Source organism: Micromonospora rosaria (assembly GCF_001567585.1).
Lineage (GTDB): Bacteria > Actinomycetota > Actinomycetes > Mycobacteriales > Micromonosporaceae > Micromonospora > Micromonospora rosaria.
On record NZ_LRQV01000029.1, the window covers coordinates 34,287 to 60,673 of the forward strand.

At 73.0% G+C, this 26,387-nt stretch carries 26 protein-coding genes; 5 read left to right on the top strand and 21 right to left on the bottom strand.

The features are described 5' to 3' along the window. Positions 1-2: 2 nt before the first annotated feature. The 17 genes from AWW66_RS10940 to AWW66_RS11015 all read right to left on the bottom strand — a co-directional run bounded on the left by AWW66_RS10940 (position 3) and on the right by AWW66_RS11015 (position 16,544). Positions 3-3,311 (bottom strand): hypothetical protein, encoded by a 3,309-nt coding sequence (locus AWW66_RS10940; protein ID WP_067363700.1) that lies wholly within the window; start codon positions 3,309-3,311, stop codon positions 3-5. After that, positions 3,304-4,836, bottom strand: coding sequence for a hypothetical protein (locus tag AWW66_RS10945; protein WP_067363703.1), 1,533 nt, complete (start codon positions 4,834-4,836; stop codon positions 3,304-3,306). Before AWW66_RS10945 ends, AWW66_RS10940 begins: the two co-directional genes overlap by 8 nt. Continuing rightward, positions 4,836-5,252 (bottom strand): HK97 gp10 family phage protein, encoded by a 417-nt coding sequence (locus AWW66_RS10950; protein WP_245648156.1) that lies wholly within the window; start codon positions 5,250-5,252, stop codon positions 4,836-4,838. The genes AWW66_RS10945 and AWW66_RS10950 overlap by 1 nt, the downstream gene beginning before the upstream one ends. Positions 5,253-5,419: 167 nt before the next feature. After that, complete coding sequence (locus AWW66_RS10955) at positions 5,420-5,743, bottom strand: hypothetical protein (RefSeq protein WP_067363706.1); 324 nt, start codon at positions 5,741-5,743, stop codon at positions 5,420-5,422. A 12-nt stretch (positions 5,744-5,755) separates the two neighbouring features. After that, entirely contained in the window at positions 5,756-6,160 is a 405-nt protein-coding gene (locus AWW66_RS10960) for a hypothetical protein (protein WP_067363709.1), read from the bottom strand. Next, positions 6,161-6,565: a hypothetical protein gene (locus AWW66_RS10965; RefSeq protein WP_067363712.1), complete on the bottom strand. Its 405-nt coding sequence runs from the start codon at positions 6,563-6,565 to the stop codon at positions 6,161-6,163. Then, complete coding sequence (locus AWW66_RS10970) at positions 6,565-7,155, bottom strand: hypothetical protein (protein ID WP_067363715.1); 591 nt, start codon at positions 7,153-7,155, stop codon at positions 6,565-6,567. Before AWW66_RS10970 ends, AWW66_RS10965 begins: the two co-directional genes overlap by 1 nt. 10 nt (positions 7,156-7,165) lie before the next feature. Further along, positions 7,166-7,546, bottom strand: coding sequence for a hypothetical protein (locus AWW66_RS10975; protein ID WP_067363718.1), 381 nt, complete (start codon positions 7,544-7,546; stop codon positions 7,166-7,168). Between the two features lie 43 nt (positions 7,547-7,589). After that, the gene (locus AWW66_RS10980) at positions 7,590-10,709 is read right to left on the bottom strand and encodes an HK97 family phage prohead protease (protein ID WP_157527369.1); all 3,120 of its coding nucleotides are present in this window, start codon (positions 10,707-10,709) and stop codon (positions 7,590-7,592) included. Between the two features lie 49 nt (positions 10,710-10,758). Beyond that, positions 10,759-12,228: a terminase large subunit gene (locus AWW66_RS10985; protein ID WP_067363777.1), complete on the bottom strand. Its 1,470-nt coding sequence runs from the start codon at positions 12,226-12,228 to the stop codon at positions 10,759-10,761. Next, entirely contained in the window at positions 12,212-12,502 is a 291-nt protein-coding gene (locus AWW66_RS10990) for a terminase small subunit (protein ID WP_157527373.1), read from the bottom strand. Before AWW66_RS10990 ends, AWW66_RS10985 begins: the two co-directional genes overlap by 17 nt. A gap of 389 nt (positions 12,503-12,891) precedes the next feature. Next, a complete protein-coding gene (locus AWW66_RS10995; RefSeq protein WP_067363727.1) occupies positions 12,892-13,416 on the bottom strand; it encodes a hypothetical protein in 525 nt (174 codons plus the stop codon). Beyond that, entirely contained in the window at positions 13,413-13,589 is a 177-nt protein-coding gene (locus AWW66_RS33615) for a hypothetical protein (protein ID WP_157527375.1), read from the bottom strand. Before AWW66_RS33615 ends, AWW66_RS10995 begins: the two co-directional genes overlap by 4 nt. Beyond that, positions 13,586-13,774 (bottom strand): hypothetical protein, encoded by a 189-nt coding sequence (locus AWW66_RS11000; protein ID WP_067363730.1) that lies wholly within the window; start codon positions 13,772-13,774, stop codon positions 13,586-13,588. The genes AWW66_RS33615 and AWW66_RS11000 overlap by 4 nt, the downstream gene beginning before the upstream one ends. 185 nt (positions 13,775-13,959) lie before the next feature. After that, entirely contained in the window at positions 13,960-15,378 is a 1,419-nt protein-coding gene (locus AWW66_RS11005) for a hypothetical protein (protein WP_067363733.1), read from the bottom strand. Further along, complete coding sequence (locus tag AWW66_RS11010; RefSeq protein WP_067363735.1) at positions 15,375-16,196, bottom strand: bifunctional DNA primase/polymerase; 822 nt, start codon at positions 16,194-16,196, stop codon at positions 15,375-15,377. The genes AWW66_RS11005 and AWW66_RS11010 overlap by 4 nt, the downstream gene beginning before the upstream one ends. A gap of 159 nt (positions 16,197-16,355) precedes the next feature. Further along, positions 16,356-16,544 (bottom strand): helix-turn-helix transcriptional regulator, encoded by a 189-nt coding sequence (locus AWW66_RS11015; RefSeq protein ID WP_067363780.1) that lies wholly within the window; start codon positions 16,542-16,544, stop codon positions 16,356-16,358. A 107-nt stretch (positions 16,545-16,651) separates the two neighbouring features. On the opposite strand from AWW66_RS11015, the gene AWW66_RS11020 reads away from it, so the two are divergent. Together AWW66_RS11020 and AWW66_RS11025 are read left to right on the top strand one after the other, a co-directional pair. Beyond that, positions 16,652-17,140: a helix-turn-helix domain-containing protein gene (locus AWW66_RS11020; RefSeq protein WP_169807093.1), complete on the top strand. Its 489-nt coding sequence runs from the start codon at positions 16,652-16,654 to the stop codon at positions 17,138-17,140. After that, positions 17,115-18,191, top strand: a complete 1,077-nt coding sequence (locus AWW66_RS11025; RefSeq protein WP_067363741.1) for a site-specific integrase — start codon at positions 17,115-17,117, stop codon at positions 18,189-18,191. Before AWW66_RS11020 ends, AWW66_RS11025 begins: the two co-directional genes overlap by 26 nt. Before the next feature lie 31 nt (positions 18,192-18,222). Here the strand turns inward: AWW66_RS11025 and glnA are convergent, their stop codons facing one another. After that, positions 18,223-19,647, bottom strand: coding sequence for a type I glutamate--ammonia ligase (glnA, locus tag AWW66_RS11030; protein ID WP_067363743.1), 1,425 nt, complete (start codon positions 19,645-19,647; stop codon positions 18,223-18,225). Between the two features lie 305 nt (positions 19,648-19,952). Between glnA and AWW66_RS11035 the strand changes: the two genes are divergently transcribed. Then, complete coding sequence (locus tag AWW66_RS11035) at positions 19,953-20,366, top strand: RDD family protein (protein ID WP_067363746.1); 414 nt, start codon at positions 19,953-19,955, stop codon at positions 20,364-20,366. A gap of 20 nt (positions 20,367-20,386) precedes the next feature. On the opposite strand, the gene AWW66_RS11040 is transcribed toward AWW66_RS11035, so the two are convergent. From AWW66_RS11040 to AWW66_RS11050, 3 genes are all read right to left on the bottom strand, one after another. Further along, positions 20,387-21,712: a hypothetical protein gene (locus AWW66_RS11040; protein WP_067363749.1), complete on the bottom strand. Its 1,326-nt coding sequence runs from the start codon at positions 21,710-21,712 to the stop codon at positions 20,387-20,389. Next, a complete protein-coding gene (locus AWW66_RS11045) occupies positions 21,709-22,275 on the bottom strand; it encodes a SigE family RNA polymerase sigma factor (protein ID WP_067363752.1) in 567 nt (188 codons plus the stop codon). Before AWW66_RS11045 ends, AWW66_RS11040 begins: the two co-directional genes overlap by 4 nt. A 107-nt stretch (positions 22,276-22,382) precedes the next feature. Beyond that, the gene (locus AWW66_RS11050) at positions 22,383-23,072 is read right to left on the bottom strand and encodes a DUF4191 domain-containing protein (RefSeq protein ID WP_067363755.1); all 690 of its coding nucleotides are present in this window, start codon (positions 23,070-23,072) and stop codon (positions 22,383-22,385) included. A 225-nt stretch (positions 23,073-23,297) separates the two neighbouring features. Between AWW66_RS11050 and AWW66_RS34345 the strand changes: the two genes are divergently transcribed. Together AWW66_RS34345 and AWW66_RS11055 are read left to right on the top strand one after the other, a co-directional pair. Further along, positions 23,298-23,468: a hypothetical protein gene (locus tag AWW66_RS34345; protein ID WP_169807094.1), complete on the top strand. Its 171-nt coding sequence runs from the start codon at positions 23,298-23,300 to the stop codon at positions 23,466-23,468. A gap of 164 nt (positions 23,469-23,632) precedes the next feature. After that, a partial coding sequence (locus AWW66_RS11055) for an ATP-binding protein (protein ID WP_245648158.1) occupies positions 23,633-26,387 on the top strand: 2,755 nt, incomplete at its 3' end.

Sequence of the window (26,387 nt, forward strand, 5' to 3'; positions counted from 1 at the left end):
GCTCACAGGGCCACCACGGCCGGGGTCCACACGGTGACCGGCGTCCCCGCGCCCCACCCGCGCTGGACGCCGTTGACGCCCCGGGCGGACAGGGTCACGAGCTGCGGGCTGACGACCGACACGTTGTCGATCTGCACGGTCAGGGTGCCGTTCGTGTTGCCGGTCATCCGACGGGCGACGATGCCGGCCCGGGTCGCCCCGGGCAGCGGCGCCGGGTCGGTGGTCTGGACGTCCCACGCCGTCGGCTCGGCCGCGTTGGACGCCCACACGCGCGCCCTGATCAGGTTGCCGGCGACCTCGGCCCGGATCGCCCGGGGCACGGTGCTGGAGTGCGTCACGGCGGCGGTGGCGCTGCCCAGCACGGTGACCGCGCCGGCCTCCCGTCGGATGATCCGGACCGCGATCGACCCGTCGGTGGCGACCTGGGCATCAATCCAGTAGTTCGTGCCCTGATCCGTGTAGCGCAGCAGCAACCCCAGGTTGATCGGTCCGCCGGCCGGGGTGGCAGGGGCGAGCACCCAGGCGCGGATGTCCTGCGTCTGCGCGCCCACGTCGAGCGTCGCCTGGTGCTCATCGTTGACCGTGGGCAGGGCGATCAGCCCGACACCGCCGGCCACCGAGTAGTTGGACGCCGAGCCTCGCGCCACGGTCCACGGGCTGCCCCACCCGCCGGCCGCCACGGTGCGCCCGAACACGTCGACCATCGACCGTTCGATGCTGCTGGCCGTCACCTGCTCGCCGCCCACCCGCATCGGCAGCGGGAAGTCCTGCGGGTCCTCCGTCCAGGGGCCATCGGCCGCCGAGGTGGTCACCAGCATGGACATGCCGCTCGCCGTCAACCCGGTGGTGAAGCTGGCGTCCGGTGCCACCCGCTGCGGCCCGCCAACGGTGGCCACCGTGTACGGTCCCGCCGGCGTGAGCGTCCAGTCCAGGGTGCGGGTGTGCTGGTCGATGCGCTCGACGGTGGCCCGGACCATCTGCGACGTCGGACCCGGCGGCAGCCACGCGGGCAGCCCACCCAGGGCGAGAACCCGGCCGGCGTCCAGGGCGACGACCTCGGAAGCCAGCAGCGGATCGGTCGACCACGCCGGGTCGCCCAGCTCGACGCGGGCACGCGGGTACCGGGCCTCATCCCACGTGCCCAGGTGCAACCGCCACCGGGCATGGTCGGCGACCTGCTCGTCCGACGCCAGGTTGAGCGTGTACGACGTGGTGTAGGTACCAACCCCGTCCGGCGGTCGCTGGACGGACAGCGGGCCGGTGGGCATCACGTACCGCTGCCGGCCGCCGCCAGTCCGCTCAACGGTGACGTCGTTGCGGACGTGGTCGACGTCGTCCGTCGGTTCGAGCGGCGGGGCCAGCCTGGCGTAGTCGATGGCCAGGGGCGGCTGGTTGTAGAGGCTGCTCAGCGCCCGGTACGTCAGGGCCTGCTGCTCGCGGGCCTCGCCGAGGATGCCGCCATCGGCCTCGGCACACTCCCGGATCAGCGAGAGGTAGTCCGAGGGCCCCTGCGCGCCCATCGGGCACGACGGGTCCGGACCCCGGGTAATCAGCATGGGTACGCCGACCTCGGCCGACAGCCGGGCGATCCGGTCGGTGGCCAGCTCGCCCGCGAACCCGCTGCTGGCGTCGCGGTACTGCCACGAGTCGAGGGGGATGGGCCGCGTGTCGACGGCCCAGTGCGACAACCGGGCGCCGGAGAACTGGCTGCCAGCGGCCACCTCGCCCCAGATCATCTGCCCGACGGTGCCAGCGAACGAGTCGCCGGCCCAGCCGTTGCCGGTGTACCAGACGTCCGACCCGACCTGGTGGTGCACCCATCCCCAGGTGGTGAGCGTGCCGACCTGCTGGACCTGGAGGCAGATGGCCACCCAGCCGAGGGGGTCGACGCCTGCGCCGTAGAGGCTCACCCGGCTCGACAACTCGGTGCCGGCCGAGTTGTACGCCGCCCACCGCAACCCGTTCTGACCGAGCTGAAGCTCCCACCGGTCGACGTTGCTGCCGGCCATCCGCAGGGACATGAACGGCCAGTCCTGGCCGGCGGCGGGCAGCGACTGGAGCCGGAACATCACGAACACCGACCAGTGAGAACTGCTGCGGCCGGCGACGCCGATCGTGAGCCGTGACGAGCTGCCGGTCAGCCGCGCGCACGAGCTGGCGCCCGGAGGGCACTCCCGATCGGCGAACGCCACCGCCGTCGCGGACGCGCGGACGGCGTCCCGGGCGACGTTGGACGGGTTGCGGGTCTTCTCACCGTCTTCGAGGGGCAGGTAGCCGGCGGGGTCGCGGGCGATCAGGGTCTGGTACATCGGCGAGGTCAGCGCCTTGGTGCCCTGGCCCAGGCGCTCCAGGATGCCGGCGGCCTGCACCTCCACCCAGGTGTCGCCCCGGTCGGTGCCGTTGGCCTCCGGCGTCCACCGGGGCGGCCACGCCGACACCTCCATCAGGGCACGCCGGTCGATGACCTCCAGGTCGTCGTAGCGGAACTCGATCGGCTTGCTGTTGGAGTTGCCGGCGCCGACGCCGGACCGGATGCCGACCCAGCCGGCGGCGGCCAGCCGGCCGTCCACCGCGGTGATCTGCCAGTCGCGTGGCTCCCCGCCGGCGGCCGGGTCCCAGACGGACATGGCCAACCGGTCGGCCACCACGCTGGCGGCGACCCGCAGCGGCTGGCCAGTCCACCGCAGCCCCGGCACGGTGACCGGGCCGGCGATCTGCCCGGCCGGGCCGTGCAGCGTCAGGGTCACCACCTCGGCCGTCGACACCTCCAACCGGGCCATGTAGTAGGTGTTGATGTCCTGCCCGCGCAACAGCAGGTTGGCCGGCTCGATGTTGCCGCCGGTGACGTCGGCGATCGGGCTGCTGACCGTGACCCGCAGCTCGGCATCCCGCCACCGTCGCGCGGTGTAGTAGGTGGCCCGGAACCCGGCGACGAAGGGCACACGGTGGATGCCGGTCCCGCCGGTCACCGGCATGTCCGTGCCGACGACCGGGCTCCCGGCGCCGAACCACGACCAACCCGGACCCCACCCGCTGACCACGGTGCGGTCGAACTGGTCGGCCAGCTCGACCAGGCCGATCCGGACCGGGGTGTTGCGGCCCAAGACGCCGTAGTACGGGGAGCGCGGGTTGCGCGGGGAGTACCGGCCGTCGTTGGTGAAGACCAGGTCCATCGTGCCGGGGTCGCCCTCCGGCCGGGTGATCGTGATGCCGCCGCCGGAGTCCGCGACGGCCTGGCGGACGTCCTCGGTGACGTCCACCCAGCCCAGCGTCCCGCCGAGATACAGCTCGGCCCGCAGGTCGTTACGCATTCCGGGGCCCCAACACGCGCTGGACGTCGCCGCCCATGCGCCCAATCTCCGGGCGCAGCAGCTCGACCAGCAGCGCGCCGACGCGCCGGTCGTTGGCGTCGACCCGCAGCACCACCACACCGTCGCCCCGGGACGCGGACGGCGACGACACCCGCTCACCAGCTTGAAGGACGGCCAGGACGTTCTCGCCGGGGCGGCCGGGTATCGTGCCGCCGGAGTGGAAGGTGGGCAGTTGCGGGGCGCTGACCGTCTTGCCGGAGAGGAACGGCACCCAGCCGGGCACCGTCCACGACAGGCGACCGACCGTGTTGTTCCACGCGGTCGAGACGGCGTTGAACCCGGCACGGAACGGTGCGGACACGTACCCGCCGATCTTCTTGAAGGCACCCCAGATCCGGCCCGGCATCGACAGGTAGTAGTCGAGCGCGGTGCCGCCGACGCGCTTGATCCAGTCCCACGCGGCCTTCACCGGCTCGCCGATCTTGGACCAGATCCACCGCCATGAATCCTGGAACCAGGTCGTTTTCGTCGCGACCCACACGATCGCTCCGACCAGGGCGCCGATCGCCAGCACGATCAGGCCGATCGGGTTGGCGCTCATCGCGAGGTTCCACGCCCACTGCGCGGCCGTCGCGACGCCGGTGGCCACCGCCCCGGCCACGGCGGCGATCCGGCTGGCGGTCGTCGCCGCCGCAGCCCGCATCGCCGAGATGCTGACGGCCTGGTTGGCCATCGCCAGGAGGTTGACGGTGCCGACCAGGCCCATCGCCGCCGTGGACACCAACTCGATCTCGCTGCCCCACCGGGTCAGGGTCGACGGGTCGGCGGCCTTCTGCGCGTCGTTCAGGTTGAGCTGCGCGTCCTTGGCGTCCCGGTTGGCCTGTGCCATGTCCCGGCCGGCCTGCGCGGCGTCCTCGTTGGCCTGCGACAGATCGGCCTGCGCCTGCTCTGCGTCGAGGCCGGCTTGCTTCAGATCCTGTTGGGCCTGCGACAGGTCCAGGGCGGCCTGCTTCGCCTCGTCGGAGTCCTTCCCGTGCTTCTTGACGGCGTCGTTGTACGCCTCCTGAGCGGCGGCAGCGTCCAGGCCTGCCTGCTTCTGGTCGATCAGCGCCTGCTCCGCGTCGAGGCCGGCTTGCTTCGCGTCGAGCTGGGCCTGGTTGAGGTCGAGCTGCGCCTGACGGAGGTCGCCCAGGGCCTGCTCGGCGTCCAGGCCGGCCTGCTCGACGTCGGCCAGGGCGCGGGCCTGCGCCTGCGCCCGGTCCGCGCCCCGGTTCTGGAGAGCCGCCAGCGCCGACACGGTGCCCCCGGCGTCGCCGATGGCGGTGGACATGCCGGTGGCGGCCGACCCGAGCCGGCTCATCCGGTCGGTGTAGTCGCGGGCCGCGCCGCCGGCCTTGGTGATGTCCGCGCCGGCCCTGGCTGCCGCGTCCCCGACGCCGGTGGTGGCCTGCTGCGCCCGCTGGCTGGCCTTCTCCAGCGCGCTCGCGTCACCGGCGAAGGTGAGCGTGACTGCGTTGCCGGCCATCAGTCGGCGTCCAGACCGGCCGCCGCCACCGCGCCGAGCAGCGACCGCTCCAACACCCGCGCGAACTCGTCCCGCTTGGCGTGGAACGCCGGGTACACGTACCGGCCGCCCTTCCGGAACTCGCGCGGCGCCGGCCGGCCCTTGATCCGGCCCTCACCGCCGTAGTCCAGCCACGGCATGTACGGGGCCCGGTTCGATCCGGCGGACACCCGCGATGCGGTCCGCGTCGACCGGGCCTTGACCGACGCCTGTGCCCGGCCGGTCCGGCGCGGGATCATCGGCCGGGCGGTGTCCACCACGATCTGCGCCGCCGTGTTGTGCGCCAGCCGCAGCCCCTTCGGCAGCTCCGCGTCGAGCTTGCGCAGCGACCGGTTGAACGCCGCCAGGCCCTCGATCCGGATCGGCTCGAACACCACGCCCCGCTCACCTCCCCGCCATCAACGCGGCCAGCTCCTGCCGCTGCGCCTTGCGCGCGTAGTAGATCCACCAGTGCGTGTACTCATCGCCGGACACCTCGGCGCGCATCCGGGCCACGGTCATCCCCAGCCGCTCGGCCAGGAAGTGGTCGAACTCCAGCCCCGGATCAGCCTGGAAGGCTTTTGTACGCCTCCTTGTCGGCGCGGCCGGCGATCCCCGACAGCCGGTTGATCGTGTTCGAGATCGCCTCGATCTCCCCGAACGGCGCGACCTGAATCAACTCCCGGGCCTCGTCCTCGGTCAGCTCCGGGTCGACCAGCGCCCAGGACAGCGACCGCGGCTCCATGTCCCGGCCCTCGTTCATGCCCTTGCTGATCTCCACGATCTGCCCACGGGTCAGCCCCCGCACCCGCACCGTGCCCACCCCGGGCAGCTCCACGTCTTCCTCGGGGCAACGCGGCCGGAACAGCGCGGCCTTGTCGACAGCCACCGTCGTCTCTCCTTACGTCTGGGTCGTCTCGGCGACGTCGCCGCTGATGGTGAACTGCGCCGACCAGGTGACGTTGTCGGCGACCGGACTGGTTTCCACGTACTGCGTGCACAGGGCCTGGAAGGTCTGCTCGGGCTTGCCCGTGCCGCTGCCCTCCGGCCGGCGGATGATCTCCACCACCTGCCCGACCAGCGGGTTCAACACCGCGTGCGGGCCGGTCACCGCCGTGTTCTCGTACACGCCGCCGCAGGTGAACTGCCCGCTCAGCAGGCCACCGGTGTGCACCTCGGCGTTCTTGCCGTAGGAGGTCACGTTGTGCGAGGCCGCGCCCCGGGTCATCTCGCTGGTGTTCGTCCAGGTGCTGATGTCGTCCCCGGCGACCTCGATCTCCGTGAATCTGCCGTGCTGCCAGCCCATTCAGGCCCCCTGTCCCGTGATGTCGAGGTGGAACATGGCCGCCAGGTACTCGTTGCCCGCGTAGCTGACGACGTCGAAATCGGCCGACGTGACCCGCGCCGAGCAGGTCGTGAAGACGTACGCCTCGAACGCTGCCTTGACGCTCTTCGGCCCGGACCCGTCGGCGTACTCGGCGATCTCCCGCCGCGCCTCCGGCGACGTCGGCCGGGCCACCAGCACCAGCACCGGCCAGTCCTCGATCCGGTCCGACCCCCGCCCGTACGTCGCGTCGAACGTGATGGCCTCGGGCAGCGGCACCAGGGCGGCCGGCGGATGAACCCGCTGCACACCCCAGTCCGCCACGTTCAGGCCCTCGATCGTGCCGAGCGCCGCCCGCAGCTCTTCCGCGACCGCGTCCAGGTTCATCAGCCCACCCTTCGCCGGCGGGACAGCCCCGCCAGGGTCGTCGCCACGTCCGGATCGAGGCGGGCCAGCAGCCGCAACTCGCTGCCGTCGGACGGCGACCCGGCCACCCCGTACGGGGAGTCCCGCCGAGCCGACCACCGCGACACCTGCAACTTGGCCGCGCCGACCACCCCGGCCGGCACGGCCGACCAGCCCCACCGGGCCGACACGACCACCGGGCTATCCGGCCAGTCCGGGAAGCCGATCCGCTCGTACGGCCGGCCACGCTCCGGCGCCTCGTCGGGCAGCAGCACCGCCCCGCTGGTGGCCAGCGGCACCCCGCCGACGGTCAGGCCGGTCGGGTCCTGGACGTCGTCGACCTCCAGCAGCCACAGCCCCGACACCACGTCGAACGCTGCCGGCCGCCGGTACGTCCGCGCGGTCGCCGTGTCGACCTGGCCGAACTGCCGGTTCGTCTTCTTGTCGATCGCGCGGGACGCGGCCGTGCACCAGGTCTCCAGGTCCGCCTCGTCCGGCGTGGACGACGTCGACGACATGCGGATGTACTCCGCCGCGTCCTCGGCGGACAGGTAGTCAGGTGCCCAGGGCACGGCCGCTCCCTCAGCGCTTCCGGCCGGCGGCCGGCTTCTCGGCCGGCTTGGCCTTCGAGAACTCGTCCGGCGTGGCCTCGCGGGGCCGGTCGCCGGGCCGGCCCGTGCCGACCTGACGCGCACCGGTGAACGGGCTGACGGTCCGGCCGGTCGCCTCCAGCTCCTGCCGCTGCCCCTCGGAGAACACGAACGACGGTTCCACCGGCCGGGCCGGGCCCGCCGGCCGTCCGCCGGCCTGCTCGGTCAGCCGGGCCACCTCGGCCCGCAGCCGGGTCACCTCGGCCTCCAGCTCCGCCACCCGGCCGCCGCCGGCCGGAGTCGGGTCGGTGCTCGTCTGGTCGGCCGGCGGGGTGCTCTGCGCCCCGGCCGCCCGCGATCCTGCCTGCGCCATCGTCTGCGCCTCCTGGTCCTCGTGTCGATCAGTGCCGGCCGGGTCAGGCCGTCGGGTCGTAGATGACCTCGCGAACCCCGGACAGGTCGGTGATGGCCGCCGCCCGGTAGCCCCAGATCGCCAGGTCGACGTAGGCGACGCGGTACTCGAACTGCAAACGCTGCGGGGCGGTCGCCCAGCCGTGCACCGACTCCCGGTCGAACAGGTACGAGCTGGCGGCGACGGTGCCGCTGGCGGCCAGGGCCCACGCGGGCAGCGCGGTCACGCCGTTGATGTCCAGCGCCGCCCACCGGGACCGGGCGGTGCCGTTGGCGTTGGCCGGGCCCAGCGCCGGGAACAGCCGACGTCCGTCGTCGTCGACCGCCGCCACCAGGGCCTTGTACAGGTCCACCTGCGTGAACATGTCGGTCATCGAGAAACCGCCGCGGACGAACTGGAGCGACGCGAACGCGGAGGTGAGCGCCTGGTCGAGCGCGCCGTTGACGGCCCCGGCGGTGATCGTGATCGGGGTGGGGGTGGCCGCGTCGAGCACCGCCACGGCGGCGGCTTCGAGGGCCTCGAACCACGCGCGGACCATCTGCCGCCAGATGATGCCCGACAGCTGCGGGTTGCCGCCCTGGTCCCACGCCTCCCGGGTGATGTTCACGATGCCCGACACCGGGACCGGGGTGATGGTCTGCGACGTCGCGGTGTACGTGCCGGCGGTCGGCTCCGTGCCCTCGGTGTGGGTGCTGACCAGGCCGGAGGCGGTGTTGAACTTCGGCAGGACGAACGGCGTCGAGTCCGACAGGGTGCCCTTGTTGATGGCCTCCCAGATCGGGGAACGGAACTCCCGCTGGTCGACGTACAGGTCCGGCCTGTTCCGCGTCGGGTTGAGCGGGGCCACGTCGGCCCGGTCGGTGTCGAACTGCACCCGACGCATCGCCGCGTCGAACTGGTCGCGCATGAACGCCTGGGCCCGCTCCAGCGCGACGCCGTCGCCCTTGCTGCCGGCGATCAGGTCGGAGCTGAAGTCGTGGGTTCCCCGGGTCAGGTTGCCCTGCCGGTCGAACCGGTACGGCAGCGGGTCTTCCACGCTCGCGGTGATGGTGCGCCGGGTCGGGTCGACGGTGGGCCGCCGCTCCGCCTCCGGCCGGGGCGCCGGGGTGAGCTGCGGAACGCCCAGCAGCGCGCCGAGTTGCCCGCCGCGGATCAGGCCGTCGACCTGCTCGGCGGAGAGCACCAGCCCACCCTGCGGGGCGGCTGGCCGCTCCGGCTGCTGCGGCTGCTGGGCCTGTACGAGCGCCTGGATCGCGCCGGGGCGGGTCAGCAGCGCCGTCAACTGCCCCTGGTCGAGGTTGATGCCACCGGTGGCCGGCGGCGTGGTCTGAGTCTCGGGGGACTCCTGCTCGTCCGGCATCCCGGAACCTCCGTCTTCACGCTGTGCCCGCACCTTGCTGACGCGGGCGTCGTCGAACGCGGGGACCGCCGTGAGGCTGGTCTCCCGCAGGTCGGCCCGGCGCACCCGCACCGTGCCCTTCTGGTCCGGGTCCGGCACGGTGTCGGCCGCCAGGTCGAAGTCCACGCCGACGCTGAGGCCGTCGAGGGTGCCGTGGTCGGCCAGGGCCAGGGCCTCGTCACCGGCCGCCCCGGGCGCCACGGTGAACTTCACCTTCAGGCCACGCGGGGTGTCGGTCAGCTCCACCGCCCGGCCGAGGGGCTGGCGGTAGTCGTGGTCCCGCAGCAGCTTCACCCGGGTCGGGTCCGACCAGCGCAGCGACCCGGGCTCGAACAGGAACTTCGTCCCGTACTTGCTGGCCGTCTTCCCGTACGGCAGGGCCAGGCCCTCGATGGTGCGCCGCTCGGTGTCGACCCGGAAGCCGAGCACCTCGGCGTCGAGGGTCAGAGTCGACGGGCCGTCGAACGTCAGGGTGGCCGGGTCGTCGGCGTCGACCTGCCCCGGCTCCGCGTCCTGCGCCGGCTCGCCCTCGGCCGGGGCCGGCACCGGTTTCGGCTTCGACTTCGGGGCCGGGCCGGACAGGCCGGCCGCCGACCGGATCTCGTCAGCGTCCATCGCACCCATGTCCTTCAGGCCCTTCCAGTAGGCCACCTGCGCGCCCGGGTCCGGCTTCAGGTAGTTCGACAGGTCGAACGCCACCCGGTAGCCGCGCCGGGTCACGTCGCCCATCGACAGCCGCTGCGTGATCGCCTCCATGTACGGGGCGAAGTGCTCGTTGATCTTCGACATGCGCCGGTCAGCGGCGTTGAAGTACGTACGGCTGGTCGTCGACACGCCCAGGTCCTCGGGGTCGACGCCCAACCCGTTGGCGATCTCCAACGTCACCTGCCGTTGCAGCTCGACCAGTTGCAGCTCAGCCGGCGACGGCGATGAGACGTCGACCCGTTGCACGGCACCGGGGATCCACCCGGTCGCGCGGCGCTTCCGCTGGGCGGCCCAGTCGGCCAGGAACGCGTCGACCTCGTCATCGTTCATCGGGTCGACGGTCGGGTCGTCCCGATCGGTGAAGTAGTCGGTGGGGCGCGGGTTGTCGGCGTACGTGGCGGCGAGCCGGTCGAGCAGCAGCGCCCGCCGGATCGACCGGGCGTTGGCCCGCAACAGGCCCGGGTTCGGGGAGTCGAATCGGATCAACCGGTCGGCCGTGACGGGCTGGCCGTGCACCCACACGACCGGCACGCCCCGGCCGTCACGCCCCGACGGAAACGGGTTGAAGTCGCCCTTCGGCGGGTCGAGGCTCACCGCGCCGACGTCCAGGTGCCGGGCCGCCATCGGGTAGCCGTCCGAGTCCTGCGCGGTGATCAGCCACCACGAAATGCCCTCGAACGCGAGATCCTCGATCGTCTGAGCGAGGGTCACGACGTTCGGCACGTCCGGGTCGATCTGCTCCAGCCACGTCAGCCGCACGATCTCCAGGCCCTTGTACAGCACCAGAGGCAGCGTGGCGATGCTGCACAGGCTGTTGCGTCCCTTCTGCACGGCCGCGACGCTCAGCGCCTCGTCCCGGGTCACCCGCGCCGGGCCGGCGGCGGCCATCTCCAGGAACAGCCGGTCGATCGGGCGCGGCGGCGAGTCGAACTCGACGTGCCGCACCTCGTCCAGGGGCAAAGGCCGGGGCAGGGACAGCAGATTCCGCACCTGCTGCCCCACCGCCCCCAGCCACCCCACGGCGGAAGTGTAATACGCGAATCCCAATACCGGAACTTAGGTTCGTGTATCAGGCTCCCCGGGTCCGTCGCGACACCTGCCGCAACCTCGGCATCGTCCGCGCCAGGTGCACAGCGCCCGCCATGGCGTACACGGCGTCGACCTGGCCGCCGGCCCGGGTGAACACCCACCCGTCACCGCGGCGCAACCGCTCCGCCTTCGCTACCTGCGCGCCGGGCATCGCCTGACCGGAGTGCGCCACCGTGCGGGCCTTCACCTCCTTGGCGAAGCCCATGCACACCGCCGTCGTCTCGCCGCGGATCTCCGCCACCCGCACCCCGCGCGGCGGCCACCCCCGCACACCCTCCTTGCGCCGGTCGACCAGCTTCGCCGCCACGGCCGCCGCCGGCCCGCCCGGATACCAGCCGAGCACCGCCGGGCGGACCCGCTGCGCCCAGGCCGGCAGTTCCCGCTCCAACTGGGTGGCCGCGTCCGGGCCGGTCCACTCGTGCACCGCCTCCACCCGGGCGCGTCCGTCCTCGAGGATCACCGCGACCGCAAGGGTGGCGTGCAGCCCGTCCGGCGACAGGTCCACGCAGCCGGCCAGGCGTAGCCGCTGCTCGGTTTCCACCGGCGCCGGGTCGCAGCAGTCCCGCCAGTCCCCGGGGTCGATCGCCGGGTTGAGCACCTTCACCCGGATGCACATGTTCTCCGTCTTGAAGGTGGTCAGCGCCTCCCCGCCCAGCTCCACCGCCCGCCGCGCGGCAGCCAGCAGGGTGTCCGCGCTCAACCGGCGGCCCAGGTTCGGGTTCGCCTGCGCCAGGGCGTCCAGGTCGAGCGGGTCGGCGTCGTCATCGGCCGACCACTCGAACAGGCCGAGCCGGTCGTCAACCCCCGCCAGGGCGGCCTCCCGCAGGTCGTTGAGCACCACCGACGCATCCGACCCGGCGTTCGACAACAGCCACGCCTGCGCGTGCGGGCGGGCGTTCATCGTCGACTCCGCTGCCGCCCACGCCGTGTACGTGTGGTGCTGGCGCAGCTCATCGACGTACAGCCGGTCGATCGACAGCGACCGGCCCGCGTCGCCGTTCGCCGCCGCGATCTTCGCCCGCGCCCCACCCGAGATCGCGAACTCTTCCTGCCCGTTCGCGGTCCGCACGTTCAGGATCTCCGGCGCCAACTCCGGCGACGCCTTCGCCAGATCGATCGACGCCAGCCACACCTCCCGCGCGTACTCCAGCTTCGACGACACCCCCAGGGTCATCGGCCACCGGTCCACGTACATCCAGTGCAGCGTCAGCAGCTTCGGCACCGTCGTCTTCCCGTTCTGCCGGGACACCAGCACCAGCACCACCCGGAACCGCGGCCGGCCGTCCGGCAACAACTCACCGGCGTGGACCACCAGCCACTCCTGCCACGGGTCCAACGGCATCCGGACCACGTCCCGGGCGAACTCGACCTGCTCGAACCCCACCGACGTCTCCGGCGTCAACGGCCGCAACGGCGGCGTCCACAGGCGCGGCTCAGTTCGACCCAGCACGCTGCTCACGTCGAGCACGGAGCTCGTCGAGCTTGCCAGCGACAACCCCACCCGGGGCACCTCCCTTCGCGCCACGGCCGGCCGGCGTCAGGCCCAGCGCGGTCAACGCGGCCAGCAACTTCGGACCCAGGTCGGCGAGCAGCTCCGGCGTCGGATCGGCGTCGATCGCCGCCGCGTACCGGCGCACCAGCGCCTTCCCCGCCGCGTCCTGCGGCAGCAGCGGGGCGTCCTTCAGGGCAGCCGCCACCGCCCGGGTCAGCGGTCCTTGAGCCATGGCCAGGGCCTCCTGGTCGACGTCGGGGAGAGAGAAAAAGGACAGGGCGGGGTGTCCCCCGGGGTCGCCCGTGGGGAAAACCGCAGGTCACAGCGTTGCTCACCACGCGGTCACCGGCCGGTTGGGTGGGTCGGCGGCCCGGCCCGGTTCACCGATGTGGAGGTTGCAGGCCGAACACGAGGCGACGATGTAGCGGGGGTCGTCTCCGGTGACGCTACGCCCGAGGGTGTGGTGTGCGACCTCACCGACGTCGGCGCACCGGTGCTGGCCGGGCACCCGCGCACACCACCCGTCGGCGTGGGCCCTGCATCCTCGGCCGGCGTCGCGGAGTAGCACCAGGGCGCGGGTCCGCCGCCACGCCCTGGTGCTGCCCTTGGCCCACGATCGGCTCATTCGCCGTCCGGGCGGCACTGGCCGCACACGCCGTACTGGTAGACCAGGGCGCCCACCTGGACCATGCCGGGGTAGATGCCGTCCCCGTGTTCGACCCCGGCGCATACCCGGCCGCACCGGTCGCAGGTGCGGTCCCGGTCGCTGTTCCGGGGCAGGCCGGTCATCGGGGCACACCGGGTGCACACGACCAGGCCCGGCTTCCAGGCGGCGGCGATGACGGGTTCCGGCCGGTCGGGGTGGGGCTGGTGTCGGCACGTTGCCGCCTGATCGGCGAACCAGGTGGTGAGGGTGTCGAGCAGGGGCAGCCGCAGCCATCCGGGCACGCCAGCGGCGTCGGTGGTGCGGGCGTTGCTCTCGCCGAGTGCGGCGTGTGCGGCCGTGGTCATGAACTGGTGGGCGTGGTCGGTGGCGGCGTCGAGCTGGTCGACGACGTGTACCGGGGTGGCAGCCCGGAGCTGGGCGACCAGTTCCCCGTAGCGGCGGTGCAGCATGAGGTGTTCCAGGACCAGGGCGCGGTTCATCGGTGGGGCTCCTGTTCGGCGTCGGGCCGGTTGTCGGGGGTGGTGCGGTAGGGGTCGAGTTCGTGGGCGGCGTCCCAGGCGGTGTCGTCGAGCACCTGGCGGGCCTCCCACGAGGCGACTTCGCCGACGACGTGCAGCACGAGGGCAGCGGCGGACGGGTGGTGACGGATCACGGTCGGTCCTTCCGGTCGAGCTTCCGGGCGTGGCGGGCGGTGAGGCCCGCGTCGCGGCGGGCGGCGAGGCTGTCGCGGTCTTGGCGGCGGCGGGCGCGGCGAGCAAGCGCGGCGGCGACCTGGGCGGCGATACGCGCGGCGATCTCGGCATCGAGCAGTGGCGGTGGGGTGGACGGGGTGGACATGTCCACCCCACCGTGCGGCTTGGTTTCACCCGGGGGTTGACACTCTGAATCGATGAAAATCTTTATTCCCTGTTCAGTGGGTGCTTCCGGTGGCGTCCGGTAGCCCTCCGTGGGGTGGACGTCCGGGGTAGTGGGGTGGACATGTCCACCCCGTCCACCCCACCTGCCCGGTCCGTACCCGCTGCTCATCGGGAGCCACCACCGGTCGCCCGGTATCGAGCGCCGTCGACCCGGCGGCCCTGCGAGTCGGTGTCGACCGCTTCGACTTCCACCTGGCCGGCACCGACCAGGCGTTCGATCGCGGCGTCGAAGTGTGCGCGGTCTGGTGAGCGCAGCGAGCAGCGGAGGTCTTTTCGGCCGATCCACCCGGGTTCCCGGCGCAGCTTCCTGGCGAGGGCGGCGGCTACCCGCTGCTCGGTGTGGTTGGCGGCGATCTCGTCGCGCTCGACGGCCTGGACGGCGCGGGCCACGTTCGCCCGGCGGGCGCTGTCGGCCAGCGCGGCGGCGCACACCGCGCGGGTCCGGTCGGACACGGCCATGACGACCTCGGAGAGCTGCCAGTCCTCTTCGGTGATCTCCGGCCGCCCGTCGTCGAACAGGGCGAGCAGGGCGGCCACCTTCAACCGCGTGAGCAGGGCGTGGCCGCTGAGGTCGTCGGCCTGGGCGAGCAGGCCGGCGGCGAGCCGGGCCCGGCGGTTGGCGACCACCGCCTCACGGGCGGTGTCGCACACCTTGATCTCGACGCGGGGCTTCGGGGTGATGCACAGCCCGTCCTCGACGTCCTTGTCGGTGAGTTCACCGGCCGAGGCGAGGTTGGGGTAGCGGCCCCACAGCCCGCCGACGGGGGCCGGCATGTGGAACTCGGCGGCCCGTTCGGACCAGGTGGCGGCCCCGGGGTCGTCGGTGGGCATCCACAGCCAGCGTTGCGGGGTGCCGCCGTCGGCGTCGCCGAGCAGCGTCGCCGACCGGGCCGGCTGGACTCCGGCGATCAGGGCGGCCCGGTAGTGGTGCGCCTTCACCGGCCGCCGCTTCTCCTTGTCGGCGTACCGGGCGCCCAGGGCGGACCCGCTGTACACCTTCCGCAGCGTGGCCATGACCGTTGACCCAGACATCTTCGAGTGCCCGGCGAGGGTGTCGATCTCAGAGACGGTGAACAGGGCGGCGTCGCAGAACTGGGCAGGACCGTCCTTTGTCTGGACGGTGTACGTGGAGTCGATGCCCTGCCCGGTGCCGACCTCGTGGGTGGGTACGAAGTCGTCGAGCCACAGCAGCTCCCGGGCAACCGCGGTGGCGGCGTCCTTCCCGCCGCCGGACGCCCCGACCATGGCCCAGAACGTGTTGAGGCTGGCGATGCTGCCGACGATGGGCGGCAGCACGACGTGGGGGCCGGTGCGGCTGCACACAACGGCCAGCACCCCGCCGAGGGTGGCCCAAGGGCTGACCATCCGGTCACGGGCCATGGAGCGGACGGCGGCGAGAGCGCGCCGGGCCTGCCAGAAGTCGTCCCGGTCGTCGTAGCCGGCCGGCTCAACCGCTGTGACCACCGGCGCGGGCGCGGGCGGCTGGTCGAGGTCGGCCAGCGTGAACGGCGGGGCGACGGTCACGCGCGTACTCCGTTTCTGCGTCGTGCTGAGGCGATGGTGGCGGCGGCGGCCCGCTCGGTCAGCCCGATGGACAGGGCGGCGGCGTGCAGCTCGGCGAACACGGCGTCGTCGGCACCACCGGCGGCGGCCCGGCACGCGGCCCAGAACAGGGCCCCGTTGCGGTTGCCCTCGCCCTGGCTGGCGACGTGCCGGATCAGCCCGTCGTGGTTGGCGGGCCGCCCGGAACTGGGCTGGTACTGGCGGGGCGGGGCCGGCGGGTCGAGCGCCCGGCGGATCCGGGCGAAGTCGACCCGGGTCACCCCGTCGGTGTACTGCGACCGCCGGTCGCCGAGCACGTACGCCTTCCCGTGGATGGTGCTGGGCGGGGCGAGCACGTACCCGCCGCGCGACCGGAAGTCGACGCCGTGCCGGACGATGCTGCCGTTGCCCTGCTCGCTGCCGAGGTAGTAGAGGTGCCACCCGCCCGACCAGGTGGTGACGATGGCGTGCGCTCCGGCGAGCAGGCCGGCGGCCCGTAGCCGGGCGAGGCTGGCCGCCCCGGGCGCCCCGTTCTTGACGTCGACGTCGAGCACGTCCGGCCCGGGGTGCCCGGTGGCGATGGCCACGTTCGCGTCCGGCCACCGCGTCCACCAGGTGGTGATGGTGTCGGGGTCGGTGGTGGCGTCGTGCAGGCCGCGCCGGGTGAGCGGGTGCTTCCCGGCGCTGCCGCAGTCGGTGTCTCCGCACGAGCAGCCGGTGTCGGTGGTCCAGTGGGTGGGGAAGACGGGCCAGCCGGCGGCGGCGTACCGCAGGGCGGCCCGGCGTCCGGCGTCGGTCACCGCGCGCCCCCGTTTGATGGGGACAGGGTGTCCCTCTCAACGTGGGCGAGCAGGTCGCGGAGTCGGGTGGGGTCGACGTCGACCCGGTGTTCGGGGCAGCGGGCGTCGGGCCGGCATCCGCCGTACCGCCGGCACCCGGTCAGGATGCGCCGGTTCACGTCAGGCCTTGGCCTGGGCCTGGTCGTCCTTGCCGGCCAGCCACGCGGCGACGGCGCTCTCGGCGTAGAGCACGCGCTTCCCGCGCTTGATCCCCCTCGGCCCGGTGCCCCGGTGCCGCCAGTAGCGGACCGTGCTGGGCACCGTGCGGGCGATCTGGGCGACCTCTTCGGTGGTGAGGTACTTCTCCACGTCGGACACTCCATGCGCCTTGCGCAACTCGGTAGCTGCGCGGTGCGCCGAGACTAGACACGTTCCGGGCTTGACCGCAAGCGCCCAACGCAACTAGCGTTATTCGCGTGACGCAAGAACGATCGGCCGAGGAAACCTTCGGCGCTCAGGTGCGCAAGGCCCGAGAGGTGCGCGGGTGGACCCAAGAGCGGCTGCGTACCTACCTGCGCGATGCATCGGGCATCGACCTGAGCTCCACCGCGATGGCCCGTCTGGAGCAGGGGAAGCGGCCGATTCGGCTCAACGAGGTGGCCGCGCTTACCGACCTGCTAGACCTCAGCCTCACGCAGTACGGCGGACGATCGGCGCAGGTCAGCGAGCAGGAATACGAGGAACTGCGGGCAAGGCTGACAACGATGGCGGACCAGGAATACCGGCTCGTCGACATGCTTCGACGGGTTGATGCCGAACGGGAAGCGCTTCACAGGCAGGTGGCCGAAGTGCGGCATGCGCGTAACCAGATCGCGGTGACCCTTGCTGAGTACGACCGAGCGCTCAGGGCACTCGCGGAAGCCCGAGAGGCAGCGGCCGATGGCCAGCATCAAGAAGCGCCCTGACGGGAAGTACCGCGCCCGGTACCGCGACGAGGCCGGCAAGGAACACGCGAGGCACTTCGTCCGGAAGGTCGACGCTCAGAACTGGCTCGACGAGCAGACCGCCGCACTGGTCACCGGCACCCACGTTGACCCGAAGACGGCCAAGACGACCGTGGCCGAGTGGTGCGTGACGTGGCTGGACGGCTATGGCACCCGCCGCGCGTCGACCGTCCGTCAGGCCAGGGTTCACGTGGCGCAGATCGTCGCCGAGTTCGGCAAGATGCGCCTGGGTGCTGTCCGACCGTCCCAGGTCAAGGCGTGGACCACCAAGCTGCGCGCGTCCGGGCTGTCGGTCTCGTACGTCTATGCCCTGCACAACCGGTTGGCGCAAATCTACTCCGACGCCGTGCACGACAAGATCGTGCCCCGGTCGCCGTGTTCCCGGCGCACGTCACCGGGTCGGGCCAAGCAGCGGCCGTACGTGGCCACCACCGGGCAGATCTGGGCGTTGCACGACGCCATGCCGGCCCGGATCCGGGCGGCGATCCTGCTGGGTGCGTTCGCCGGGCTGCGTACCGCTGAGGCGTGCGGGCTGCGGGTGTCGGATGTCGACTTCTTGCGTGGCGTCATCTCGCCGGCCGTCCAATACCCGGCACTGCCGCTGAAGACGGAGACCTCCAAGACTCCGATCCCCGTGCCGCGCAGTCTCACCGAGGAGCTGTCGGCGCACGTCGCGCAGTGGCGGGCCGAGACGATCCTGACCGGCGACGACGGGGCCCAGCTCGGCCCGTGGGCGCTGGAACGCGCGGTCCGCTCCGCCCGGCAGCAGGTTGACGGCCTGCCGGAGGGCTTCCGGTTCCAGGACTGCCGGCACTACTTCGCGTCGCTGCTGATCGCCTCCGGCGCGAACGTCAAGGTCGTCCAGGCGCGGCTCCGGCACGCCTCAGCGACGACGACGCTCGACACGTATAGCCACCTGTGGCCCGACACCGACGAGGCCACCAGGACCGCGGTGGATGCGGTCCTGGTGGCCCGTGCGGACTACCTGCGGACTAGGGAGGTGATCGCCTAGCTTGCCCCGCAGGTCAGCGGCTTGATCAGCTTCAGCAGTCGAAGTACATCGCGAACTCGTGCGGGGTCGGGCGCAGGCGGACCGGGTCCACCTCGTTGGCCCGCTTCCAGTCGATCCAGGTGGAGATCAGGTCCGGCGTGAAGACGCCGCCGTCGAGCAGGTAGTCGTGGTCGGCCTCGAGGGAGTCGAGCACGGCGGGCAGCGAGCCCGGCACCTGCTTGACGTCGCCCCACTCCTCCGGGGGCAGGTCGTACAGGTCCTTGTCGATCGGCGCCGGCGGCTCGATCTTGCTCTTGATGCCGTCCAGGCCGGCCATCATCATCGCCGAGAAGGCGAGGTAGACGTTCGCCGACGGGTCCGGCACGCGGAACTCGACCCGCTTGGCCTTCGGGTTGCTGCCGGTGACCGGGATCCGGGTGCAGGCGGACCGGTTGCGCTGCGAGTAGACCAGGTTGACCGGCGCCTCGAAGCCCGGCACCAGGCGACGGTACGAGTTGACCGTCGGGTTGGTGAAGGCCAGCAGCGACGGGGCGTGGTGCAGCAGACCACCGATGTACCAGCGGGCGGTGTCCGACAGGCCGGCGTAGCCGGTCTCGTCGTAGAACAGCGGCTCGCCGTTGAGCCAGAGGCTCTGGTGGGTGTGCATGCCCGACCCGTTGTCGCCGAAGAGCGGCTTCGGCATGAAGGTCGCGGTCTTGCCGTTCGCCCAGGCCTCGTTCTTCACGATGTACTTGAAGAGCTGGAGCTGGTCACCGGCGTGCAGCAGGGTGGAGAACTTGTAGTTGATCTCGGCCTGACCGGCGGTGCCCACCTCGTGGTGCGAGCGCTCCACGGTGAAGCCGGTGTCGATCAGCCGCCGCACGATGCTGTCCCGCAGGTCGGCGTAGTGGTCGACCGGCGGCACCGGGAAGTAGCCGCCCTTGTACGGGGTCTTGTAGCCGCGGTTGCCGCCCGCCTCTTCGCGGCCGCTGTTCCAGGCGCCCTCGATCGAGTCGATGTAGTAGAACGACTGGTGCGCCGAGGTCTCGTGGCGGATCGAGTCGAAGATGTAGAACTCGGCCTCGGCGCCGAAGTACGCAGTGTCGGCGATGCCGCTGGCGGCCAGGTACGCCTCGGCCTTCTTCGCCACGTTCCGCGGGTCCCGGGAGTAGGCCTCACGGGTGAACGGGTCGTGGATGAAGAAGTTCAGCGCGAGGGTCTTCTGGGCGCGGAACGGGTCGATGAAGGCGGTCGCGACGTCCGGGAGCAGGAGCATGTCCGACTCGTGGATCGCCTGGAAGCCGCGGATCGACGAGCCGTCGAACGCGAGGCCGTCGGTGAAGAAAGCGTCGTCCACGGATTCGACCGGCAGGTTGAAGTGCTGCATCACGCCGGGCAGGTCACAGAACCGTACGTCGACGAACTTCACGTCCTCGTTCTTGAGGTATCGCAGGAGTTCCTCGGGATTGGCGAACACACATCCTCCTGGCACATGCACGGGGCTAGGCTCCTGGCGACGCTATGACCGTGGGGTTGCCCGGCCATGTCTTGAGTGTTTCTGCCGTGTTACGTCGCTCGCGGAGGGTCATCTTCACCGCTCAGCCACCGTTGATTGTCCGTTCCGACGATACCGGTCGCCACCAGGGACCGCGCGGCGAAGGGGCGGAACCCCGCCCGGCCCGCCGTCGCAGCCCTCGGTAACCGGCCGTCGACCCGGCCTGTTCACCTTCGCATCGCCCCGCCGAGCCGGTCCGGGGAACGCCCCGGATACCCTTGGTCGCTGTGACCACGCCGCAGCCCCCGGCGCCGCCCGCCGCGGACCAGTCCTTCACCCCGCCCAGCCTGGGCCGCCGGTTCGGCGCCCTGATGATCGACTGGATCCTCTGCCTGCTGGTCTCCTTCCTCTTCGCCGATCCGACGCGCGACGCCTGGTCGACGGTCGCCGTGCTGATCGCCGAGTACACCTTCTTCCTCGGCCTCTTCGCCCAGACCCCCGGCATGTACCTCAACAAGATCGCCTGCGTCTCGTACACCGACGGCGGCCGGATCGGGGTGTTCCGGGCGCTGCTGCGCGGGGTGCTGCTGGCCCTGGTGGTGCCCGCGCTGGTGATGGACGGCGACCGCCGTGGCCTGCACGACCGGCTTGCCAACTCGGTGATCGTCTCCGCCCCCCGCCGGAAGGCCGCCCGCCCCTGACCGGCCCGGCCCACCGCCGGTCAGCCCAGGGGGACCTCCGTGTCGTCGACCCGGGCCCGGCTGGCACCGGGCGGGAGCAGGGCGGCGTGGCGGCCGGCCGGCTGCCAGCGGCCGTCGTCGTCCAGGTAGCTCAGCGCGGCGTCCTTGCGGGCCACCAGCCAGCCCCGGTCCCCGGGCAGCCGGACCCGCACCGGCAGGACGGCCGTCGGGTCCACCTCGTCGCCGTACACCTGGATCACCTCGCCGTCAGCGGGGTGCGTGGAGGCGTCCACCGGCTGGATGCAGACGACCGTGCGGACCGGGTCCCCGCCGACCTTCAGGTCGGTGGCGACGAAGAGTTCCCCGGCCGGGGTACGGCCGTACGCCATCCAGTCCGTCGCCGAGGCGAGGTTGAACGGCCGGTCGCCTCTGCCCAGGTTCCCGCAGGTGAGGTTGTGCGATTCCTGGTCGAGGCGCGCCCCGTGCGGCTCGACCGGGAACCGGGCGGGTTGGGAACCGGCACTCGGTGGAGTGCGCCAGTTCAGGCCGGGATCGTGCGGCACCACCTCGGGGTCGGTCAGGTTCCCGATCGTCAGGTACGTGCCGGAGCCGTCGCGGATGGCCACGGCGTACCGGTCGCGCTGCGGCGGCACCCGCACCACCCCCGCGCCGTCGGCGAAGCGCACCGGTCGCCAGTCGGTGCGGGTGTACCCGTCGGTGTGGTAGACCCGCTGCGGGGACCACTCCACCTCGTCGCCGACGTCCAGCACCACCAGCACGTCGCGGTCCGGGCCGGTCAGGAAGGCCCGGCTGGCCCAGCCGAAGGGCTCCTGGGGCGGGCCGAAGACGTCCGAACCGAGCGATTCGGGCTGCCCGGCGGCGTCGGTGCCGATGAACCGGATGAAGGCCGAGGGCCGGTCGTGCCTGCTCCACATCCGCTGCACCACCGCCGCAGCCGGACCGGCCGGGGTGGTACCCGCCCAGGTGACGTGCGGTTCCCCGGCGGGGCGGTCGGTCAGCCCCAGCCCGTGCACCGGGCTGTCGTCGCGGGTGCGCTCGTAGGTGGCGAGTACCTCGTCGAGCCAGTCACGGTCGTCGGCCAGATCACCCCGGGTCGGCTGGTCGAGCAGGAGGTCGGCGACTCCGGTGAGGGGGGCCACCGCTGGCGGCCGGTGCAGGTGGACGACACCGGTCGCTCCACCGGCGAGCAGCAGCGCCGCGAGGGCGCCGGCCAGGAGCCGGCGGCGGCGGACCCGGCGTCGGCCGCCGCGCCGGACCCGGTGCAGCAGGTCGGGTGTCGGGCGTACCTCCTGTGCGGCCACCGCCAGCGCCCGGCGGAGCGGATCGGGGTGCAGGTCGTCGGTCATGAGGTCCTCCGGACCGGGATGGGGGTGGATCCGCGCGGGCCCGACGGGTCGGCGGACTCGGTGTGGTGCAGACCGGTCTGCGCCCGGAGCCGGGCCAGGCCGCGCGCCGAGTGGCTCTTCACCGCACCGACCGAGCAGCGCATGACCTGGGCGGTCTCGGCTTCGGAGAGGTCGTCGAGGTACCGCAGCACCACGGCGGCCCGCTGCCGGGGCGGCAACGTGCGCAGCGCCCCGAGGACGGCCTGCCGGACGGCGACCTCGTCGGCGTGGTCCCCGCTCGACGGGACCACCACGTCGTGCAGCGGGGCCTCCGGACGTCGGCCCCGCCACCGCCAGCGGTCGGTGGCGCGGTTGACCATGATCTTCCGGGCGTAGGCGTCCGGCGCGCCGCGGGCCCGCCGCCACTTGGCGTACAACCGCTCCAGCACCTCCTGGAGCAGGTCCTCGGCGGCGTGCCGGTCGGTGGTCAGCAGGTACGCCGAGCGCAGCAGCGCGGGCGAGCGGCTCCGGACGAACTCCTCGAACGAGTCGCCGGATGTCGTCGCGTCATCGTCGGTGGTCATCGCCGGTACAAACGTCGGCGGTCGGCGGCAGGTTTACCCGGGTACGCGACAGCCGGGCCCGTCGAGGACGGACCCGGCTGTCGCGGTGTGCCGGCGGGACGGCCCGGTCAGCGGCCCCGGGACTGGCGGAAGGCGCCCTTGGGCGGGCGCATGTTCTTCGGGATCGCGCCCTTGGGGAGCTGCGGGCGGGCGGTGAGCGCCTTGAGCCGCTTGTCGAGGGCGTTGACGTCCTTGCCGCTGAGCGTGCGCGGCAGCCGCATCAGCGTCATCCGCAGCTTGCGGATCGGCAGCTCGCCCTCGTCCCGGCCGATCACGTAGTCGTGCAGCGGGGCGCTGCCGATCACCTTGGCCAGCCGGCGCTTCTCCTGCCCGAGCAGGCCACGCACCCGCTGCGGGTTCCCCTCGGCCAGCAGGATCACGCCCGGCCGCCCGATGACCAGGTGCACCATGTCCATCTGGGTGGTGGAGCTGACCGCCGGGGTGACCCGCCAGTCGCCCCGCATGTTCTCCATGATCTGGGCCGCCGCACCGGGCTGCCCCTCGGCGGCGTTCATCATCGCCGTGTTGGACCGGAGGTTGAGCACGATCAGCACCGCGAGCAGGGTGAGCAGGATGCCCAGCGGCAGCCAGAGCCAGCCCCAGAGGATCACCGCGACCACGGTGAGCGCGAGCGGGATCAGCACCGCACCGGCGACCAGCGGGGCGAACCAGCGGTCCTGCTTGGCGGTGAACCGGAACACCATCCCGATCTGCTTCAGCCGTTGGCCGAACGAGACCTTCTCCTGGGGCTTTGCCATGCCGCTGAGTCTAGTGGTCGGCGCCGAACCGGTTGACCCGTGGCCGGCGGGCTGAGGACCTTACCCCGTCACCGGCCCGGACGGGCCCCGCGCTAAGGCCCCGCGAGACCCCCGGTAAGGCAGGGCGGGGACGCCGGATCAGGCGGCGTACCGATGCCCGGGGCGCACCTTCGCGCGGAGAGTGGACCTCGACCACGACGCCGACGCCCGACGGGAGCCCGCCCCATGTTCAGCAACGACTCCGAGTTCATGCTCGCCCTGCACCGGACCCACGCGGCCGAGTTGCAGGTCGAGGCGGCGCAGGAGCGCCTCGCCCGTGCCCTGCCCCGCCGACGGTCCCGGGGGTGGCTGGGTCGCCGGCGGCGCCCGGTCCGGACCGACGACGTCCGCCGGTGAGCAGCCCGCCCCGGCGACCGTCGCCGCTGACGAGTCCGCCCCGGCGACGTCCGCAGTCCACGAGGCCGCCCCGGCGACCTCCGCCGGTGGCCCGGCCCGCCGTCGCCCCCGCACGCGTTTTTCCCGGCAGCGGGAGCGAGGGGGTGCGTGGCATGCTCGGTGCCGTGACCGTCCGTGCCGTCAGCAGCGTCCTCGTCGGCCGTCAGCACGAGCTCGACGCGCTGTGCGGTGCCCTGTCGCGGACCCGGGCCGGCGAGCCCACCACCGTCCTCGTCGGCGGCGAGGCCGGGGTGGGCAAGACCCGGCTGCTGGAGGAGTTCGCCGGGCGGGCCGTCGCCGACGGGGCCCGGATCCTCGTCGGCCCCTGCCTGGAACTGGGCGAGGCCGGGTTGCCCTTCGCGCCGTTCGCGGCGGCCCTGCGGGAGGTGCTGCGCCGCGACGGCGCGGACGCCTTCGCCGGGTACGAGGCGGAGTTCTCCCGGCTCCTGCCGGAACTGGGTCGGCTGCTGCCGGCCGGTACCCCGCCGCACGCCGGTCCCGCCCTCACTGACGCCCCGCGCGGGTACCTGTTCGACCTGGTCGCCGAGCTGTTCCACCGGCTGGCCGGCGCGCAGCCCCTGGTGCTGGTGATCGAGGACCTGCACTGGGCCGACCGGTCCACCCGGGACCTGATCGGGTTCCTGGTCCGGGCCGCCCGGACCGCCCGCCTGCTGCTGGTCTGCACGTACCGGACCGACGAGCTGCACCGGGGCCACCCGTTGCGGCCCTTCCTCGCCGAGCTGGACCGGGCCCGGGGCGTGGACCGGGTCGAGGTGGACCGCCTCGACCGGGACGGCACGGCGGCGATCCTCACCGCGCTGCTCGGCGCCGAGCCCGCCGCCCGCGCCGTCGACGAGGTGCACGGGCGCAGCCAGGGCAATCCGCTGTTCATCGAGGAACTGGCCGCCGCCGGTGAGCCGCTCGGCTGCGCCACCCTGCCGGAGACCCTGCGCGACCTGCTCCTGGCCCGGGTGGACCGGCTGCCCGAGGAGGCGCAGCGGGTGCTGCGGATCGCGGCGGCCGGCGGTACCCGGATCGGTCACCCGCTCCTCGCCGAGGTGGCCGGGCTGCCCGAGCCGCACCTGGAGGACGCCCTGCGCGCCGCCGTCGCCGCGCAGCTCGTGGTCGCCAACCCCGACGGCGACTACGAGTTCCGGCACGCGCTGGTCCGGGAGGCCGTCCACGACGAGCTGCTCCCCGGCGAGCACACCCGGCTGCACGCCCGCTACGCCGCCGCCATCGAGGCCCAGCCGACGCTGGTCGCCGCCGGCCGCGCGCCGGCCGAGATCGCCCACCACTGGTACGCCGCGCACGACCACCCCCGGGCGCTGTGCGCCGCCCGCGACGCGGCCCGCGCGGCGGCGGAGCGGTACGCGTACGCGGAGCAGAGCCGGCTGCTGGAACGGGTGCTGGAGCTGTGGGAGGTGGTGCCCGACGCGGCCGACCGGCTCGGCATGGACCATCTCGCCCTGCTGGAGGAGACCCGGGCCGCCGCCACCGTCGCCGGTGACTACCAGCGGGCGCTCACCCTCACCCGGGCCGCCCTGGCAGAGGTGGACCGCGACACGGAACCGCTGCGCGCGGCACGGCTGCTGAGCTGGCGGGGCCGGCTCAAGGCGCTGCTCGGCAAGAGCGACGGCGGGGCCGAGCTGCGGGAGGCGTACCGGCTGCTCGACACCGTGCCGGACCGGTCGAGCACGGTCCGGCTGCTGACCACCATCGCCGCCCACCTGGTCCGCGTCGACCGTGCCGAGGGGATCCGGATCGCCGCCGAGGCGCTGGCCGCCGCCCAGGCGCTCGGCGAGGACGTCACCCTGCTGCCCGCCCGGCTGGCGCTGGTCTCCCGCTACGGCGCGACCGTCGCGCCGCCGACCGGGCGACCGGGGCCGGAGGGCGGGGCGGGGCCCGGTCCCGGGGGCGCCTCCGCCGCCGGGGTGGCCGAGCTGCGGCGGGCGATGACGCTGGCCCGTGAGGTGGGCGACGGGGAGGCGTTCGTGGTCGCCTCGGTGTACCTCTCCGACGACCTGTTCCGGCTGGGCCGGTACGAGGAGTCGGCGCGGGCCGCCGCCGAGGGGGTGGCCGAGGCCCGCCGGTTCGGGATCAGCCGCTCCACCGGGGCGTACCTGCTGTCGAACCGGGCCGAGGCGCTGATCGCGCTGGGGCGCTGGGCCGAGGCCGACGAGGTGTGCGGCGCGGCGGCCCGGATCGACCCGCCCGGCATCACCGCCGTGCACTGGCTGCAACTGCGGGCCGGGCTGCGCCTGGCGCAGGGCCATCCCAGCGCCGACGACCTGGTCGGGCGGGCGCTGGCCTTCCTCGGTCACCCGTACCTCTGGCCGACCCACCGGCTGCCCCTGCTCGAACTGCGGATCGACGCGGCGCTCGCCCTCGACGACCACGCCGAGGCGGTCCGGGCCGCCGGGGCCGCGCTGGCCGACGACCGGCTGGCCCCGACGCCCCGGGAGGGGTGGTCGCTGCTGGGGGCGGTGGCCCGGACGGTCCGGGCGACCCGGGACGCGGGCCTCGCCGCCCGGCTCGCCGCGACCGCCCCCGCCCTGGCCGCCGACCACCTGATCGAGCGCGCCTACGCCGGTGAGGTGGCGGCCACCCTCGCCGGTACCGTGCCGGCCTGGCGGGCGGCGGTCGCCGGGTGGCGGGCCGTGGGCCAGCCGTACCCGCTGGGGCGGGCGCTGCTGGCCCTGGCCGAGGCGGCTGCCGCGGCGGGGGAGCGGGACGAGGCCGCCGTCGCCGTACCGGAGGTCACCGCGATCGCCGACCGGCTCGGCGCGGCGCCGCTGGGCGCGCAGGCCGCCACCCTGGCCCGCCGCCTCGGGCTGCGCGGCGCGGGCGCGGGTCGCGGCGGCGCCGACCTGCTGACGG

Excerpts from the sequence above, each read along its gene's own strand:
- AWW66_RS10995 (WP_067363727.1), bottom strand. The coding sequence starts at position 13,416 with ATGAACCGCGCCCTGGTCCTGGAACACCTCATGCTGCACCGCCGCTAC.
- AWW66_RS10990 (WP_157527373.1), bottom strand. The coding sequence starts at position 12,502 with ATGGCTCAAGGACCGCTGACCCGGGCGGTGGCGGCTGCCCTGAAGGAC.
- AWW66_RS10940 (WP_067363700.1), bottom strand. The coding sequence starts at position 3,311 with ATGCGTAACGACCTGCGGGCCGAGCTGTATCTCGGCGGGACGCTGGGC.
- AWW66_RS11050 (WP_067363755.1), bottom strand. The coding sequence starts at position 23,072 with ATGGCAAAGCCCCAGGAGAAGGTCTCGTTCGGCCAACGGCTGAAGCAG.
- AWW66_RS11025 (WP_067363741.1), top strand. The coding sequence starts at position 17,115 with ATGGCCAGCATCAAGAAGCGCCCTGACGGGAAGTACCGCGCCCGGTAC.
- AWW66_RS11045 (WP_067363752.1), bottom strand. The coding sequence starts at position 22,275 with ATGACCACCGACGATGACGCGACGACATCCGGCGACTCGTTCGAGGAG.
- AWW66_RS10945 (WP_067363703.1), bottom strand. The coding sequence starts at position 4,836 with ATGGCCGGCAACGCAGTCACGCTCACCTTCGCCGGTGACGCGAGCGCG.
- AWW66_RS11040 (WP_067363749.1), bottom strand. The coding sequence starts at position 21,712 with ATGACCGACGACCTGCACCCCGATCCGCTCCGCCGGGCGCTGGCGGTG.
- AWW66_RS10960 (WP_067363709.1), bottom strand. The coding sequence starts at position 6,160 with ATGGGCTGGCAGCACGGCAGATTCACGGAGATCGAGGTCGCCGGGGAC.
- AWW66_RS10965 (WP_067363712.1), bottom strand. The coding sequence starts at position 6,565 with ATGAACCTGGACGCGGTCGCGGAAGAGCTGCGGGCGGCGCTCGGCACG.
- AWW66_RS10975 (WP_067363718.1), bottom strand. The coding sequence starts at position 7,546 with ATGGCGCAGGCAGGATCGCGGGCGGCCGGGGCGCAGAGCACCCCGCCG.
- AWW66_RS11000 (WP_067363730.1), bottom strand. The coding sequence starts at position 13,774 with ATGTCCACCCCGTCCACCCCACCGCCACTGCTCGATGCCGAGATCGCC.
- AWW66_RS34345 (WP_169807094.1), top strand. The coding sequence starts at position 23,298 with ATGTTCAGCAACGACTCCGAGTTCATGCTCGCCCTGCACCGGACCCAC.